The sequence below is a fragment of the Citrobacter telavivensis genome (assembly GCA_009363175.1).
Lineage (GTDB): Bacteria > Pseudomonadota > Gammaproteobacteria > Enterobacterales > Enterobacteriaceae > Citrobacter_A > Citrobacter_A telavivensis.
The window spans coordinates 4,197,521-4,212,483 of the sequence record CP045205.1 but is presented as its reverse complement, the minus strand read 5'-3'; the positions used below and the strand labels follow the sequence as shown (position 1 = coordinate 4,212,483).

The window sequence follows — 14,963 nt, the reverse complement described above, 5'->3', positions numbered from 1 at the left end:
CCGTTCGGTGTTATTCGTCCAGTGTTGGCTGGGGGGAGTCATCCGGAATTCTGACGTGAACCTGAATAATACGACGGCTGTCGGCCATTGCCACTTTGAACTGGTAACCATCGATATCAATAGTTTCACCACGTGCGGGCAAGTGACCAAACGCCTGCATCACCAGACCACCGATGGTATCGACCTCTTCGTCACTAAAGCTGGTGCCGAAGGCTTCATTGAAGTCTTCGATCGGCGCGAGCGCGCGAATGGTCCAGGTGTGGCGACTGAGTTGGCGGAAGTCGATATCATCTTCTTCATCGTACTCATCTTCGATTTCACCGACGATAAGCTCCAGGATGTCTTCAATGGTCACCAGACCGGAGACACCACCAAATTCGTCGATGACGATAGCCATATGGTAACGCTGGGAGCGAAACTCTTTGAGCATACGGTCAACGCGTTTGCTCTCCGGGACGACAACGGCCTGGCGTAACACTTTCTCCATGCTGAAGGCATCGGCATCGCTGCGCATAAACGGCAGCAAATCCTTGGCCATCAGAATCCCTTCAATGTGATCTTTGTCCTCGCTTATCACCGGAAAACGCGAGTGGGCAGACTCGATAATGACATCGAGGCATTCGTCCAGCGTCTGGTTGCGTTTCAGGGTAATCATCTGGGAGCGGGGAATCATGATGTCGCGAACGCGCTGGTCCGCAATGTCCATCACCCCTTCGAGCATGTCGCGCGTATCTTCATCGATAAGGTCGTTCTGCCCGGAATCACGGATCAGCGCCAGCAGTTCATCACGGTTTTTCGGTTCACCGTGGAAAAGTTGGCTCAGTAACAGGGAAAAAAATCCCTTCTTGTTGCTTAACGTGTCACTACTGTGTGAATTGTCGTCGCTCATGGCGTCGTATGGGTTCTCTTGTTAGTTAATCTCTTGCTCAATGCGCGCAAACTCAGCGCACGGCAGCACTGGAAACCACCGGGCATTCGCCCGGTCGCTTATTCCTTCTCGGCAATGTACGGATCCTCATAGCCCAGAGCAAGCATAATCTCTGTCTCGAGGGCTTCCATCTCTTCAGCCTCGTCATCTTCGATATGATCGTAACCCAGCAAATGCAGGCTGCCGTGGACGACCATGTGCGCCCAGTGGGCATCCAGCGGCTTGCCTTGCTCCTGCGCTTCCTGTTCAACGACCTGACGACAGATGACCAAATCGCCGAGCAACGGTAGCTCAATACCTGGCGGGGCTTCAAACGGGAAAGAGAGCACGTTGGTCGGTTTATCTTTCCCGCGGTAGGTCAGATTGAGATCGTGGCTTTCGGCTTCATCCACCAGGCGAATCGTCACTTCTGATTCTTCCTGAAATTGCGGGATGACCGCATTCAGCCAGGTCTGAAACCGGCTCTCTTCTGGCAAACCGCTGTGGTTCTCACATGCCAGTTGCAAATCAAGGATCACCTGACTCATTTCTGTTCCTGTTCCTGAGCTTCACGCTTGCGCTCTGCAGCAAGCTCAGCTTTACGTTTTTGTTCGGCTTCTTCCCATGCTTCATAGGCGTTAACGATGCGGGCAACCACCGGATGGCGCACGACGTCTTCACTGTGGAAGAAGTTAAAGCTGATTTCTTCGACTTCCGCCAGTACCTCAACGGCATGGCGCAGGCCCGATTTAATGTTGCGCGGCAGGTCAATCTGCGTGACGTCGCCGGTAATTACCGCCTTCGAGTTAAAGCCGATACGAGTCAGGAACATCTTCATCTGTTCGATGGTGGTGTTCTGGCTCTCATCAAGAATGATAAAGGCATCGTTTAGCGTACGGCCGCGCATATAGGCCAGCGGAGCCACTTCAATCACGTTGCGCTCAATCAGCTTTTCGACTTTCTCGAAGCCGAGCATTTCAAACAGCGCGTCATACAGTGGGCGCAGGTACGGATCAACCTTCTGACTCAGATCGCCCGGCAGGAAGCCCAGCTTTTCACCCGCTTCGACCGCCGGACGGGTCAGCAGAATACGGCGGATCTCCTGACGCTCCAGCGCATCCACGGCAGCGGCAACGGCGAGGTAGGTTTTCCCCGTACCGGCAGGACCGACGCCGAAGGTGATGTCATGGTCGAGAATGTTGGCGATGTACTGTGCCTGGTTAGGCGTACGCGGCTTAATCACGCCACGCTTGGTTTTGATATTGACCGCTTTGCCGAACTCGGGGACGCTCTCGGCGCTTTGCTCAAGCACGCGTGCTTCTTTAATCGCGAGGTGGATTTGTTCCGGTTCGATATCCTGCGTCTGGCCGCGCATTGGCGCGGTATCGACGTACAGGCTGCGTAAAATATCCGCCGCAGCGGTGATGCAAATCGGGCGACCGGTCAGTTTAAAATGGTTGTCACGGCGGTTAATCTCGATGCCGAGACGGCGTTCCAGCTGTTTAATGTTGTCATCAAACGGGCCGCAAAGGCTCAGCAGACGGGCGTTATCTGCCGGCTCAAGGGTAATTTCGCGAGTGTCTGTGTTCAAACTGTTCCTCTTATGCATAGGGAGCCGGAAGATGAACATTCACCGGCCTGTCAGGAAATTATTCACGCCACGGGGTAAAGGCGCAAGCACTGGTATCAAGATGGGGGCGTAGAGAGGAAATACAAGAGCCTTATCGGGCCTATGAAGCGTCGTGCTCCAGTAGGCCCGATAAGCACAGCGCCATCGGGAATTTTGACGTTTTGAGCAGAATTAAGGCTGGTAGAATCCAACGCCAATCTCATTTTCTTTACGGGTACGGGCAATCACCGATTCCGGGGTTTCTGCGATGCGCAGCCCCATTTCGTCTTCGGTGCGCACCACTTTCCCGCGCAGTGAGTTGGTCCAGACGTCGGTGATTTCCACATCGACAAATTTACCGATCATCTCCGGTGCGCCTTCGAAGTTCACCACGCGATTATTTTCGGTACGGCCAGACAGCTCCATGATGCTCTTACGCGACGTTCCTTCCACCAGAATGCGCTGAACGGTGCCGAGCATGCGACGACTCCAGGCCATCGCCTGCTGGTTAATGCGATCCTGCAAAATATACAGACGCTGCTTCTTCTCTTCTTCCGGCACGTCATCCACCATATCGGCAGCCGGCGTTCCCGGACGTGCAGAGAAGATAAAGCTGTAGCTCATGTCGAAATTGACGTCGGCAATCAGCTTCATGGTCTGCTCGAAGTCCTGGGTGGTCTCACCCGGGAAACCAACAATGAAGTCGGAGCTTATCTGAATGTCCGGACGCGCCGCACGCAGCTTACGGATAATTGCTTTATATTCCAGCGCCGTGTGGGTACGTCCCATCAGGTTCAGCACGCGATCCGAACCGCTCTGTACCGGCAGGTGCAGGAAGCTCACCAGCTCCGGCGTGTCGCGATAGACTTCGATGATGTCGTCGGTGAATTCGATCGGATGGCTGGTGGTGAAGCGGATGCGGTCAATGCCATCAATGGCGGCAACCAGACGCAGCAGGTCGGCGAATGAGCCGGTGGTGCCGTCGTAGTTTTGTCCTCGCCAGGCGTTAACGTTCTGGCCGAGCAGATTGACTTCACGCACGCCCTGAGCAGCAAGCTGGGCGATTTCAAACAGGATGTCATCAGACGGGCGGCTGACTTCCTCACCACGGGTGTAAGGCACCACGCAGTAAGTACAATATTTGTTGCAGCCTTCCATAATTGAGACAAAGGCGGTCGGACCTTCCGCGCGCGGTTCCGGCAGACGGTCAAACTTCTCGATCTCCGGGAAGCTGATGTCAACAACCGGACTACGGTTGCCGCGAACGGAGTTAATCATTTCTGGCAGGCGGTGCAACGTTTGCGGCCCAAAGATGATATCGACATAGTGCGCGCGCTGGCGAATGTGGTCACCTTCCTGAGACGCCACACAGCCGCCGACGCCGATAATCAGATCGGGATTTTTCTCTTTTAAGAGTTTCCAGCGACCCAACTGATGGAAGACTTTTTCCTGAGCCTTCTCGCGGATTGAGCAGGTATTCAGCAGCAGCACATCCGCTTCTTCCGCCACGTCGGTCAGTTGATACCCGTGAGTGGCATCCAGCAGATCGGCCATCTTCGATGAATCGTATTCGTTCATCTGACAGCCCCAGGTTTTAATATGGAGTTTTTTGGTCATCGACTTGCTCTTGCGAAATAGTGGCTGAATTGCAGGGCGCATAGTGTAATGCTTTGCTGCCCTGGTGACCAGTATGACCGTTATCAGCCTCAAGGGGTAAAAAATCCTGTAAACTTACACAATACATGTAACAGGATGATTGACCATGACAAATCAACCAACGGAAATTGCCATTGTCGGCGGGGGGATGGTCGGTGGCGCGCTGGCGCTGGGGCTGGCACAGCATGGATTCACGGTCACCGTGATCGAACATGCCGCGCCTGCGCCGTTTGTCGCAAACAGCCAGCCGGATGTGCGTATTTCGGCGATCAGCGCGGCCTCAGTTTCTCTACTGAAAGGGCTTGGCGTCTGGGATGTTGTGCAGGGGATGCGCAGTCATCCGTATCGGCGGCTGGAAACCTGGGAGTGGGAAAACGCGCATGTGGTGTTTGATGCCAGCGAACTGAAGCTGCCACTGCTTGGGTATATGGTCGAGAACAACATTCTGCAACGGGCGCTCTGGCAGGCGCTGGAAGTACACCCCAAAGTGACGCTGCGGGTTCCGGCCTCGCTGATTGCGCTGCATCGTCATAACGATCGTCATGAGCTTGAGCTGGTAGGTGGCGAACGAGTCACCGCCAAACTGGTGATTGGCGCGGATGGCGCAAATTCGCAGGTGCGGCAGATGGCTGGCATCGGCATTCACGCCTGGCAGTATGCGCAATCCTGCATGCTGATTACCGTGCAGTGCGAGAACGACCCTGGCAACAGTACCTGGCAGCAGTTCACCCCGGACGGCCCGCGCGCGTTTCTGCCATTGTTCGACCACTGGGCGTCGCTGGTGTGGTATGACTCACCGGCGCGGATCCGTCAGTTGCAGGGGCTGAATATGTCGCAGCTTCAGACGGAGATCGCAAAGCACTTCCCGACACGTCTGGGACAGGTGATGCCCGTCGCAGCAGGCGCGTTTCCGCTGACGCGTCGTCACGCCCTGCAATATGTGCAGCCGGGTCTGGCGCTGGTTGGTGATGCGGCGCACACCATCCATCCGCTGGCCGGGCAGGGGGTTAATCTGGGCTATCGCGATGTGGATGTATTGATCGATGTATTGATTAATGCCCGCAGTTATGGCGAGTCCTGGGCGAGCCAGCCGGTACTGAAGCGTTATCAGACCCGACGCATGGCGGATAACTTCATCATGCAAAGCGGGATGGATCTGTTCTACGCCGGATTCAGCAATGACCTGCAGCCGCTGCGGATTATCCGCAACCTCGGGCTGATGGCGGCAGAACGCGCTGGCGTGTTAAAACGTCAGGCGCTGAAATACGCATTAGGGTTGTAATTTTAATCCAGGCCTACGATCGTAGGCCTGATAAGCGTAGCGCCATCAGGCAATAAACGCAGAAAAGCAAAAAGCCCGCCGAAGCGAGCTTTTCTAATGTGGCTGGGGTACGAGGATTCGAACCTCGGAATGCCGGAATCAGAATCCGGTGCCTTACCGCTTGGCGATACCCCAATTTAAAATTTCAGGCACTTCTTGCATTCACATCGTGAACGTCTTGCAAATTTGGCTGGGGTACGAGGATTCGAACCTCGGAATGCCGGAATCAGAATCCGGTGCCTTACCGCTTGGCGATACCCCAACAAATTGTTTTTGAACCCGTTAAAACGAACTAACGTGTTCTGAATATGGTGGCTACGACGGGATTCGAACCTGTGACCCCATCATTATGAGTGATGTGCTCTAACCAACTGAGCTACGTAGCCAAATACTGCATTTCTTCGATGGCTGGGGTACCTGGATTCGAACCAGGGAATGCCGGTATCAAAAACCGGTGCCTTACCGCTTGGCGATACCCCAATGACCGTCGCGGCAATCCGCAAACTCGAAGAAAGATGGCTGGGGTACCTGGATTCGAACCAGGGAATGCCGGTATCAAAAACCGGTGCCTTACCGCTTGGCGATACCCCATCCGTGCAACGCTTTTATGGGAATGGTGCGGGAGGCGAGACTTGAACTCGCACACCTTGCGGCGCCAGAACCTAAATCTGGTGCGTCTACCAATTTCGCCACTCCCGCAAAAAAGATGGTGGCTACGACGGGATTCGAACCTGTGACCCCATCATTATGAGTGATGTGCTCTAACCAACTGAGCTACGTAGCCCTCTTTTTTCGCGCGTTACCTTATCGGCGTTGCGGGGCGCATTATGCGTATTGAGCCTTGAAGCGTCAACCCCTTTTTCATCGAAAACGGCCGGAATGTGACTGTTTGGTTAGGTTGCGAACAGCGTGACGCAATATTCGGCAATTATTGGTTATTAATCGCTTTCTGAACTGTTTTTCACGATCAAAAAAGGGCCCCGAAAGGCCCTTTTTCATCAGTGTTGCTTATTGATAAGCGGACTGGTGAACACCCACTGCGCGACCCGATGGATCGTTCATGGTTTTGAACGCTTCGTCCCATTCGATCGCTTTAGCTGAAGAGCAGGCGACGGAGGGACCGCCCGGGACACACTCTGCGGCGCTCGGTACCGGGAACAGCTCTTCGAAGATCTCGCGGTACAGATACGCTTCTTTTGAAGACGGCGTATTGTACGGGAAGCGAAAGCGGGCGGTTTCCAGTTGCTGATCGGAAACTTGCTCAGCGGCCACCTCTTTCAGGGTGTCGATCCAGCTGTAGCCCACGCCGTCGGAAAACTGCTCTTTCTGACGCCATGCAACGCTTGCCGGCAGATAGGATTCGAAACATTCACGGAGGACATGTTTTTCCATCTTGCCGTTGCCGCACATTTTATCTTCCGGGTTAATGCGCATCGCCACGTCGAGGAACTTCTTATCCAGGAACGGGACGCGAGCTTCCACTCCCCAGGCTGACATGGCCTTGTTAGCGCGGGCGCAGTCAAACATATGCAGCGCCTGCAGCTTACGTACGGTTTCTTCGTGCAGTTCTTTGGCGTCTGGTGCCTTATGGAAATAGAGGTAGCCGCCGAACACTTCATCAGACCCTTCGCCGGACAGCACCATTTTGATACCCATCGCTTTGATCTTACGCGACATTAAATACATCGGCGTCGAGGCGCGAATGGTGGTTACGTCATAGGTTTCGATGTGATAAATCACGTCGCGGATCGCGTCCAGCCCTTCCTGTACCGTAAAGTGAATTTCATGGTGTACGGTCCCCAGGTGGTTCGCCACTTCCTGCGCGGCTTTCAGATCCGGAGCCCCTTCCAGACCGACGGCGAAGGAGTGAAGTTGTGGCCACCAGGCTTCAGAACGTTCGTCATCTTCCACACGACGGGCGGCGAATTTTTTGGTGATCGCCGAGATAACGGAGGAATCCAGGCCGCCAGAGAGCAGTACACCGTAAGGTACATCAGACATCAGATGGCTTTTGACGGAGTCTTCCAGCGCCTGACGCAGTTCGTTTTTGTCAGTAACGTTATCTTTTACCGCGTCAAAATCGAACCAGTCACGCTGATAATACTGACGGATTTCACCGTCTTTGCTCCAGAGATAACTTCCCGCCGGGAACTCTTGAATGGTGCGGCACACCGGCACCAGGGCTTTCATTTCTGACGCGACGTACAGGTTGCCGAACTCGTCATAACCCATATACAGCGGGATGATGCCGATGTGGTCGCGGCCAATCAGATATGCATCCTGTTCGCTGTCGTACAGCGCGAAGGCAAACATTCCTTGCAGATCGTCGAGAAATTCCACGCCTTTTTCCTGATACAGCGCGAGGATCACTTCGCAGTCAGAACCGGTCTGGAACGCGTAGCGATCGCCATATTCTGCACGCAGCGCCTGGTGGTTGTAAATTTCACCGTTCACGGCCAGCACGTGGGTTTTCTTTTCGTTATACAACGGTTGCGCGCCAGCGTTGACGTCGACAATTGACAGACGTTCGTGGGCCAGAATGGCCTTATCGCAGGCATAAATGCCGGACCAGTCCGGACCGCGATGGCGCATCAAGCGTGACAGCTCAAGGGCTTTTTTACGCAGTTCACCTGCATCTGACTTAATATCGAATACGCCGAAAATTGAACACATAACCTTCTCCGTTAACCTGTTGCGTAATGCTTTTTGTGTTTGCTTGCTAAAGAAAATGCCGCAAAGGAACTGGAGGCGCAAGGGGTTTGCGGTCTGAAAAAGAAAAAACGCAATGGTCATTGCCGATTAGTGAAAAAAGATTATGGTTTGAGCATATTCATTGATGAATTATCAGTTTTTTGCTGATTTCGTTGAATGAGATTATTTTTCTGGTGGGCAAAAATGAAAAACCACGTCCTGGGACGTGGTCTGGGTTAAATAACGTCGATTTCGGCGACGGAGGGATAAATCCAGCTCGGGCGGAACGGCATACTGTCGATGTCATCCAGCGTGGAAACGCCGGAGAGCACCAGGATGGTTTCGAGCCCCGCCTGGAAGCCGGCAAGAATATCGGTGCGCAGGTTATCGCCGACGATCACCGTCTCTTCCGAGTGCGCCTGCATTTTGTTTAACGCCGCGCGGATAATCCACGGACTCGGTTTACCGACGTAGAACGGTTTACGACCAGAGATTTTCTCGATACCCGCGCAGAGCGCGCCACAGGCTGGATAAAAACCGCGGCCGTGGGTGTCCGGGTTGGTGGCAATAAAGCGCGCGCCGTTTGCCACAAAGAAGGCCGCTTTATGCATCATGTCCCAGTTGTAGGAACGGGTCTCGCCGACGATGACAAAGTCCGGGTTCACGTCAGTAATGGTGAAACCGGCTTTATACAGTTCGTGGATCAGCGCGCCTTCGCCGACAACATACGCCTTTTTCCCTTCCTGACGACGCAGGAAATCGGCGGTCGCCATGGCCGAGGTATAAAACACGCTGTCCGGTACATTAACGCCAGCGGTTGCGAAACGGTTTGCCAGATCCTGGCCGGTCTGCGACGGGTAATTGGTCAGCAGCACCAGCGGCAGGCCTTTCTCCATTACGCCAGTCAAAAACTCCGCCGCACCCGGTACGGCGACGTTGTCGTGCATCAGCACGCCGTCGATATCACAAATGACATTCTTGATGGTCATGAACTACCCAGGAAATATGTTAATAATCCGATACTATAAGAGCGCATCAGTTTTCCAGCAAATGCTGGAGCAAAATACCGTTGAGCATGGCGCGTTTTACCAGCGCAAAGGCACCGATGGCGGAGCGGTGATCCAGTGTGGAGCGCACCACCGGCAAATTTGTGCGAAACGCCTTCAGCGCCTGCGTATTAATGCAGCTTTCAATGGCGGGTAACAGCACTTTATCGGCTTCGGTTATCTCACCGGCAATCACGATTTTTTGCGGATTAAACAGGTTGATGGCGATCGCAATGGTTTTACCCAGATGACGCCCAACGTGCTCAATGACCTCTGAGGCCAGGCTGTCGCCCTTATTTGCCGCCTTGCAGATGGTTTTGATCGTGCAGTCTTCCAGCGGAACGCGGCTCTGGTAGCCTTGCTTCAGGAGATTGAGGACGCGCTGTTCAATTGCCGCGTTCGCGGCAATGGTTTCCAGACAGCCAAAGTTACCGCAGTGGCAGCGTTCGCCCAGCGGTTCAACCTGGATGTGGCCAATCTCGCCAACGTTACCGTTACGACCAATAAAAATCCGGCCGTTAGAGATAATACCGGCACCCGTCCCGCGGTGGACGCGCACCAGAATAGAGTCCTCGCAGTCCTGACTTGCCCCAAAGTAGTGCTCCGCCAGCGCCAGGCTGCGGATATCGTGGCCGACAAAACAGGTGACGAGAAAACGTTTTTCCAGCGCTTCAACCAGTCCCCAGTTCTCTACCTGGATATGCGGCATGTAGTGGATCTTGCCGCTTTCCGGATCGACAAGTCCCGGCAGGATCACGGAAATGGCGATGAGTTCGCGGATCTTGCGCTGGTTGTTGTCGATAAAGGCGGTGATGGCATTGAGCAGCGCGTGTTCCAACGTTTCCTGCGTGCGTTCGGGCAACGGATAGTGTTCTTCCGCCAGTACTTTGCTGCTCAGGTCAAACAGGGTGATGGTCGCGTCGTGGCGGCCAAGACGCACGCCAATGGCGTGAAAACTGCGGGTTTCGGTGACGATAGAAATGGCGCGGCGCCCCCCGGTGGAGGCCTGTTGATCGACTTCTTTGATCAGTCCGCGCTCAATCAGTTGACGCGTAATTTTGGTTACGCTGGCGGGGGCAAGCTGGCTTTGCTCGGCAATCTGGATCCGCGAGATTGGCCCATGCTGGTCAATCAGGCGGTAAACGGCCGCGCTGTTAAGCTGTTTTACGAGATCAACATTACCTATTTGAGCTTGTCCGCCTGGTGTCATACTTTCTCTTACTCAGTAACGACCTCGTCACCATTAACGATGGTCTTGATGATTTTAAAGTCGTGTGTGAAAGCGGTCAGGTTTGCCACTTTACCCGCCGCGATACTGCCGAGGTGTTTCTCAACACCGATGGCGCGCGCAGGGTAGAGGGTCGCCATGCGCAGCACTTCGTCGAGTGCAATGCCGCAATGTTCAACCAGGTTACGCACGCCTTCAATCATGGTTAATGATGAACCGCTCAGCGTCCCGTTTTCGTCTACACAAAGTCCATTGCGGTAGTATATTGTTTTACCAGCAAAAATGAACTGTTCAATATTTGCCCCTGCCGGCGCAGTCGCATCTGTCACCAGGCACAGTTTGTCGCCCTTCAGTCGTTTGGCGTTGCGGATGTTGGCATAATCAACGTGCAGACCATCTGCAATCACGCCGCAATAAATGTCGGCTTCATCCAGGATCGCGCCCGCCAGACCCGGCTCACGTCCGGTGATATACGGCATGGCGTTGAACAAATGCGTGGCAAAGGTGATACCTGCACGGAATCCGGCCTTCGCTTCTTTCAGCGTGGCGTTCGAGTGACCGGCAGAGACCACAATCCCGGCGTTCGCCAGCTTACCGATCACTTCCGCCGGGACCATTTCCGGCGCCAGCGTCACTTTGGTGATAACGTCGGCATTATCGCACAGGAAATCAACCAGCGCAGCGTCAGGCTGACGGACAAAACGCGGATTGTGCGTCCCTTTTTTCACCAGGTTTAGCCAGGGGCCTTCCAGATGTAGACCCAGCGCCTGATTCGGATGTTTCGCAAGGTATTCACGCATCACGCGAACACCTTGTTTCATGAGATCGTCGCTGGTGGTAATCAGCGTAGGCAGATAGTTGGTGCAGCCCGATTTCTCGTTGGCCTTCTGCATGATTTCCAGCGTTTCAACGGTGACAGCTTCTGCGGTGTCGTTAAACTGCACGCCGCCGCAACCGTTAAGCTGGACATCGATAAAGCCGGGGGAAAGAATGGCCCCGTTCACTGAACGTTGTTCGATCTCTGGCGGCAGTTCTGCCACAGGGCAAACGCGGTCAATCAGGCCATTGGCGACAACAATCGCATGGTCATCAAGAATTTCGTGGCCGGTAAAGATCCGACCCTGGGTTAAAGCATACATTCCGACCCCCGATTTCAAAAAATGCCGCCCTGAACACGGTGGCAGGGCGGAGACTACATTACAGACCTTTAATATTCTCTGCTTCTAACTCGTTGAAATATTTCAGTGTCTTAACTTTCAGTTCCATCGTGGACGGCTCATCACACACCACAACCGCTTTCGGATGCAGTTGCAGACAGCTGATGGTCCACATGTGGTTAACATTACCTTCAACCGCAGCCTGCAGCGCCTGTGCTTTCTGATGGCCCAGCACCAGAATCATCACTTCTTCGGCATCCAGTAGAGTACCCACGCCAACGGTCAGTGCGTATTTCGGTACCTGAGCCACATCGCCGTCAAAGAAACGAGAGTTTGCCACACGGGTATCATGCGTCAGGGTTTTGATTCGGGTACGAGAGGCCAGCGAAGAAGCGGGTTCGTTAAACGCGATATGGCCGTCATTACCCACGCCGCCCATGAACAGGTGGATTTTACCGTAGGAACGGATTTTTTCTTCATACTGGCGGCACTCGGCGTCGATATCTGGCGCGTTGCCGTTGAGCAGGTTGATGTTTTCTGCTGGAATATCAACGTGGTCAAAGAAATTACGATGCATGAAGCTGTGGTAGCTTTCCGGATGCTCTTTTGGCAGGCCGACATATTCGTCCATGTTGAACGTCACGACATGTTTGAAGCTAACCTGGCCCGCTTTGTGCATTTCGACTAAGGCTTTATACGCAGTCAGCGGCGTGCCGCCCGTCGGCAGACCCAGCACAAACGGACGATCGGCTGTCGGTTTGAACGTATTGATGCGGTTAACGATATGGCGTGCAGCCCATTTGCCGACCTGTTCAGCGGAAGTCAGGGGAATCAGTCTCATTCTTCACCTCAGAAAGTAAATGTAAGCCGTTGACGGATTGCGCGTCGGTGCATAGTAAAGCGTAACCTGGCATGCATCGGTTGGGTCAATCTGTCTTGATTTTTTGAATGATAAAATAAGTTTTCCCACATAGCCAGTAAAAGGGAGTGATAATAACGATATTTGGTGACTAAACTCACAAAAAACACGCTTTTAATTTGCGATACGAATTAAATTTTTACACACTCACAATGCCAGTAAAGCAACAACTGAATTTCAATAAGTTAGTGACAAAATAAAAACACAGCTTAAAGCGAGCCTTAACGGGGTCTCAAAGGGGGAAGAAAGTGAGTATTCTAGGTTATCTGCAAAAGGTTGGCCGTGCGCTAATGGTGCCGGTCGCCACGCTGCCAGCGGCGGCAATATTGATGGGGGTCGGCTACTGGATCGACCCGGTAGGTTGGGGTGGAGATAACGCACTTGCGGCGTTCTTCATTAAGTCCGGCTCCGCCATTATCGATAACATGTCCGTGCTGTTTGCTATCGGTGTGGCTTACGGTATGTCCAAAGATAAAGACGGTGCTGCGGCGCTGACCGGTTTTGTGGGCTTCCTGGTGTTGACCACACTCTGTTCTCCGGCTGCGGTTTCCATGATTCAGAAGATCCCTGCTGACCAGGTTCCTGCCGCTTTCGGTAAGATCAGCAACCAGTTCGTGGGTATCCTCGTTGGTATTATCTCTGCCGAGCTGTACAACCGCTTTAGCAGCGTCGAACTGCCGAAAGCGCTCTCCTTCTTCAGCGGTCGCCGTCTGGTGCCGATCCTCACCTCTTTCGTGATGATCATCGTCGCGTTCATCATGATGTACATCTGGCCGGTGATTTTCGACGGTCTGGTGAACTTCGGTGAGCATATTCAGAAGCTGGGATCAACCGGTGCGGGTATCTACGCCTTCTTCAACCGTCTGTTGATTCCGGTGGGTCTGCACCACGCGCTGAACTCCGTATTCTGGTTTGACGTTGCGGGGATTAACGACATTCCTAACTTCCTCGGCGGTGCCCAGTCTATCGAATCGGGCAAAGCAGTTGTGGGGATTACCGGTCGTTATCAGGCGGGCTTCTTCCCGATCATGATGTTTGGTCTGCCGGGTGCGGCGCTGGCTATCTACCACTGCGCGCGTCCTGAGAACAAGGCGAAAGTGCTGGGTATCATGATGGCCGGTGCGTTTGCGGCGTTCTTTACGGGTATCACCGAACCGCTGGAATTCTCCTTCATGTTCGTTGCGCCGGTTCTGTATGTGATTCACGCTGTCCTGACCGGTATCTCCGTATTCATCGCGGCGAGCATGCATTGGATTGCCGGCTTCGGCTTCAGTGCGGGTCTGGTGGATATGGTGCTTTCTTCCCGTAACCCGCTGGCAACCCAGTGGTGGATGCTGATCCCACAAGGTCTGGTGTTCTTTGCCATCTACTACGTGGTGTTCCGTTTCGTTATCACCAAATTCAACCTGATGACTCCGGGTCGCGAACTGGCCGTGGCTGGCAGCGAAGCGGATGGTCAGGACCTGAATGTGAGCAGCGATAAAGAACAAGACGTTTCAGCCCTGGCGCGTCAGTACATCGCAGCCATCGGCGGTTCTGACAACCTCACCGGTATCGATGCCTGCATCACCCGTCTGCGTCTGAGCGTAAAAGACTCGTCGCTGGTGAATGAAAGCCTGGCGAAACGTCTGGGTGCTTCTGGTGTGATTCGTCTGAACAAAACCAGCGTGCAGATTATTGTCGGCTTCGTGGCTGAGAAAATCGCCAACGCGATGAAAACAACGGGACCGGTTGCGGCGGCTGAAGCCTCTGCTGCACCTGCTGCCCAGGCGGCGGCAAAACCGCAGGCGGTGCCGAATGCGGTGACCATTGCTGAACTGGTCTCGCCAGTGACCGGTGATGTGGTTGCGCTGGAGCAGGTGCCTGACGAAGCGTTCGCCAGCAAAGCGGTAGGCGACGGCGTTGCGGTAAAACCAACGGATAAAACCGTGGTTTCTCCGGCAGCGGGCACCATTGTGAAAATCTTCAACACCAACCATGCGTTCTGCCTGGAAACCGAGAAAGGCGCGGAAATCGTTGTCCACATGGGTATCGATACCGTCGCGTTGAACGGCCAGGGCTTCAAGCGTCTGGTGGAAGAGGGCGCGGAAGTGACTGCTGGTCAGCCGATTCTGGAAATGGATCTGGACTACCTGAACGCGAACGCGCGCTCCATGATAAGTCCTGTGGTGTGCAGCAACATCGACGACTTCAGCGGCCTGGTGATCAAAGCCGACGGTCATGTGGTTGCCGGTCAAACGCCACTGTATGACATTAAAGGGTAGGTTGGATAAGGCGTAAGCCGCCATCCGACAACATGAAGCGGCGGGGGAAAACCTCCGCCGCTTTTTTTTGCAGCAAATTCCCTCCTATTTTTCTTCAACACCACTTTTTCAGTAACTAAAGGTTGTCAGTCTGTCCGGCTTATAAGATCATATGCCGTTATACGT

At 53.9% G+C, this 14,963-nt stretch carries 12 protein-coding genes, 7 tRNA genes and 1 pseudogene; 4 read left to right on the top strand and 16 right to left on the bottom strand.

The genetic code is table 11. The annotated features are described in order from the left end of the window. Nucleotides 1-10: 10 nt before the first annotated feature. The 4 genes from corC to miaB all read right to left on the bottom strand — a co-directional run bounded on the left by corC (nt 11) and on the right by miaB (nt 4,133). Nucleotides 11-889 (bottom strand): CNNM family magnesium/cobalt transport protein CorC, encoded by an 879-nt coding sequence (gene corC, locus GBC03_22670; protein QFS72802.1) that lies wholly within the window; start codon nt 887-889, stop codon nt 11-13. 98 nt (nt 890-987) lie between these two features. Further along, nucleotides 988-1,455 carry an rRNA maturation RNase YbeY gene (ybeY, locus tag GBC03_22665; protein QFS72801.1) on the bottom strand — a complete coding sequence of 156 codons (468 nt, stop codon included), beginning with the start codon at nt 1,453-1,455 and terminating at the stop codon, nt 988-990. Then, nucleotides 1,452-2,537 (bottom strand): AAA family ATPase, encoded by a 1,086-nt coding sequence (locus tag GBC03_22660; GenBank protein ID QFS72800.1) that lies wholly within the window; start codon nt 2,535-2,537, stop codon nt 1,452-1,454. The genes ybeY and GBC03_22660 overlap by 4 nt, the downstream gene beginning before the upstream one ends. 171 nt (nt 2,538-2,708) lie before the next feature. Continuing rightward, entirely contained in the window at nt 2,709-4,133 is a 1,425-nt protein-coding gene (miaB, locus tag GBC03_22655) for a tRNA (N6-isopentenyl adenosine(37)-C2)-methylthiotransferase MiaB (GenBank protein QFS72799.1), read from the bottom strand. Nucleotides 4,134-4,278: 145 nt separating this feature from the next. Here miaB and ubiF point away from each other — a divergent pair, with 145 nt between their 5' ends. After that, nucleotides 4,279-5,454, top strand: a complete 1,176-nt coding sequence (ubiF, locus tag GBC03_22650) for a 2-octaprenyl-3-methyl-6-methoxy-1,4-benzoquinol hydroxylase (protein QFS72798.1) — start codon at nt 4,279-4,281, stop codon at nt 5,452-5,454. 99 nt (nt 5,455-5,553) lie between these two features. On the opposite strand, the gene GBC03_22645 is transcribed toward ubiF, so the two are convergent. From GBC03_22645 to GBC03_22615, 7 genes are all read right to left on the bottom strand, one after another. Beyond that, nucleotides 5,554-5,628: transfer RNA gene (locus tag GBC03_22645), tRNA-Gln, on the bottom strand. Nucleotides 5,629-5,680: 52 nt separating this feature from the next. After that, nucleotides 5,681-5,755 (bottom strand) — tRNA-Gln (locus tag GBC03_22640). A 47-nt stretch (nt 5,756-5,802) separates the two neighbouring features. Continuing rightward, a tRNA-Met gene (locus GBC03_22635) sits at nt 5,803-5,879 on the bottom strand. 19 nt (nt 5,880-5,898) lie between these two features. Next, nucleotides 5,899-5,973 (bottom strand) — tRNA-Gln (locus tag GBC03_22630). A gap of 36 nt (nt 5,974-6,009) precedes the next feature. Then, nucleotides 6,010-6,084 (bottom strand) — tRNA-Gln (locus GBC03_22625). A 23-nt stretch (nt 6,085-6,107) separates the two neighbouring features. After that, nucleotides 6,108-6,192: transfer RNA gene (locus GBC03_22620), tRNA-Leu, on the bottom strand. A gap of 8 nt (nt 6,193-6,200) precedes the next feature. Then, nucleotides 6,201-6,277 (bottom strand) — tRNA-Met (locus GBC03_22615). Nucleotides 6,278-6,374: 97 nt separating this feature from the next. Here GBC03_22615 and GBC03_22610 point away from each other — a divergent pair. Further along, nucleotides 6,375-6,563 (top strand): annotated as a pseudogene (locus GBC03_22610) (hypothetical protein). On the opposite strand, the gene GBC03_22605 reads toward GBC03_22610, so the two are convergent. Further along, complete coding sequence (locus GBC03_22605) at nt 6,502-8,166, bottom strand: asparagine synthase B (GenBank protein ID QFS72797.1); 1,665 nt, start codon at nt 8,164-8,166, stop codon at nt 6,502-6,504. The pseudogene GBC03_22610 and the gene GBC03_22605 overlap by 62 nt on opposite strands. Before the next feature lie 39 nt (nt 8,167-8,205). Here GBC03_22605 and GBC03_22600 point away from each other — a divergent pair, with 39 nt between their 5' ends. Continuing rightward, nucleotides 8,206-8,352 carry a peroxiredoxin gene (locus GBC03_22600; protein ID QFS72796.1) on the top strand — a complete coding sequence of 49 codons (147 nt, stop codon included), beginning with the start codon at nt 8,206-8,208 and terminating at the stop codon, nt 8,350-8,352. A 68-nt stretch (nt 8,353-8,420) separates the two neighbouring features. Here GBC03_22600 and nagD read toward each other — a convergent pair whose 3' ends face one another. From nagD to nagB, 4 genes are read right to left on the bottom strand one after another with little or no spacing between them, the layout of a single operon-like run. Next, a complete protein-coding gene (gene nagD / locus GBC03_22595) occupies nt 8,421-9,173 on the bottom strand; it encodes a ribonucleotide monophosphatase NagD (GenBank protein QFS72795.1) in 753 nt (250 codons plus the stop codon). Between the two features lie 46 nt (nt 9,174-9,219). Then, entirely contained in the window at nt 9,220-10,440 is a 1,221-nt protein-coding gene (nagC, locus tag GBC03_22590; GenBank protein QFS72794.1) for a DNA-binding transcriptional regulator NagC, read from the bottom strand. Nucleotides 10,441-10,448: 8 nt separating this feature from the next. After that, nucleotides 10,449-11,597: an N-acetylglucosamine-6-phosphate deacetylase gene (gene nagA / locus GBC03_22585; protein QFS72793.1), complete on the bottom strand. Its 1,149-nt coding sequence runs from the start codon at nt 11,595-11,597 to the stop codon at nt 10,449-10,451. 58 nt (nt 11,598-11,655) lie between these two features. Beyond that, nucleotides 11,656-12,456: a glucosamine-6-phosphate deaminase gene (gene nagB, locus GBC03_22580; protein ID QFS72792.1), complete on the bottom strand. Its 801-nt coding sequence runs from the start codon at nt 12,454-12,456 to the stop codon at nt 11,656-11,658. A 326-nt stretch (nt 12,457-12,782) separates the two neighbouring features. Between nagB and GBC03_22575 the strand changes: the two genes are divergently transcribed. Further along, nucleotides 12,783-14,798: a PTS N-acetyl glucosamine transporter subunit IIABC gene (locus tag GBC03_22575; protein QFS72791.1), complete on the top strand. Its 2,016-nt coding sequence runs from the start codon at nt 12,783-12,785 to the stop codon at nt 14,796-14,798. Nucleotides 14,799-14,963 lie beyond the last annotated feature (165 nt).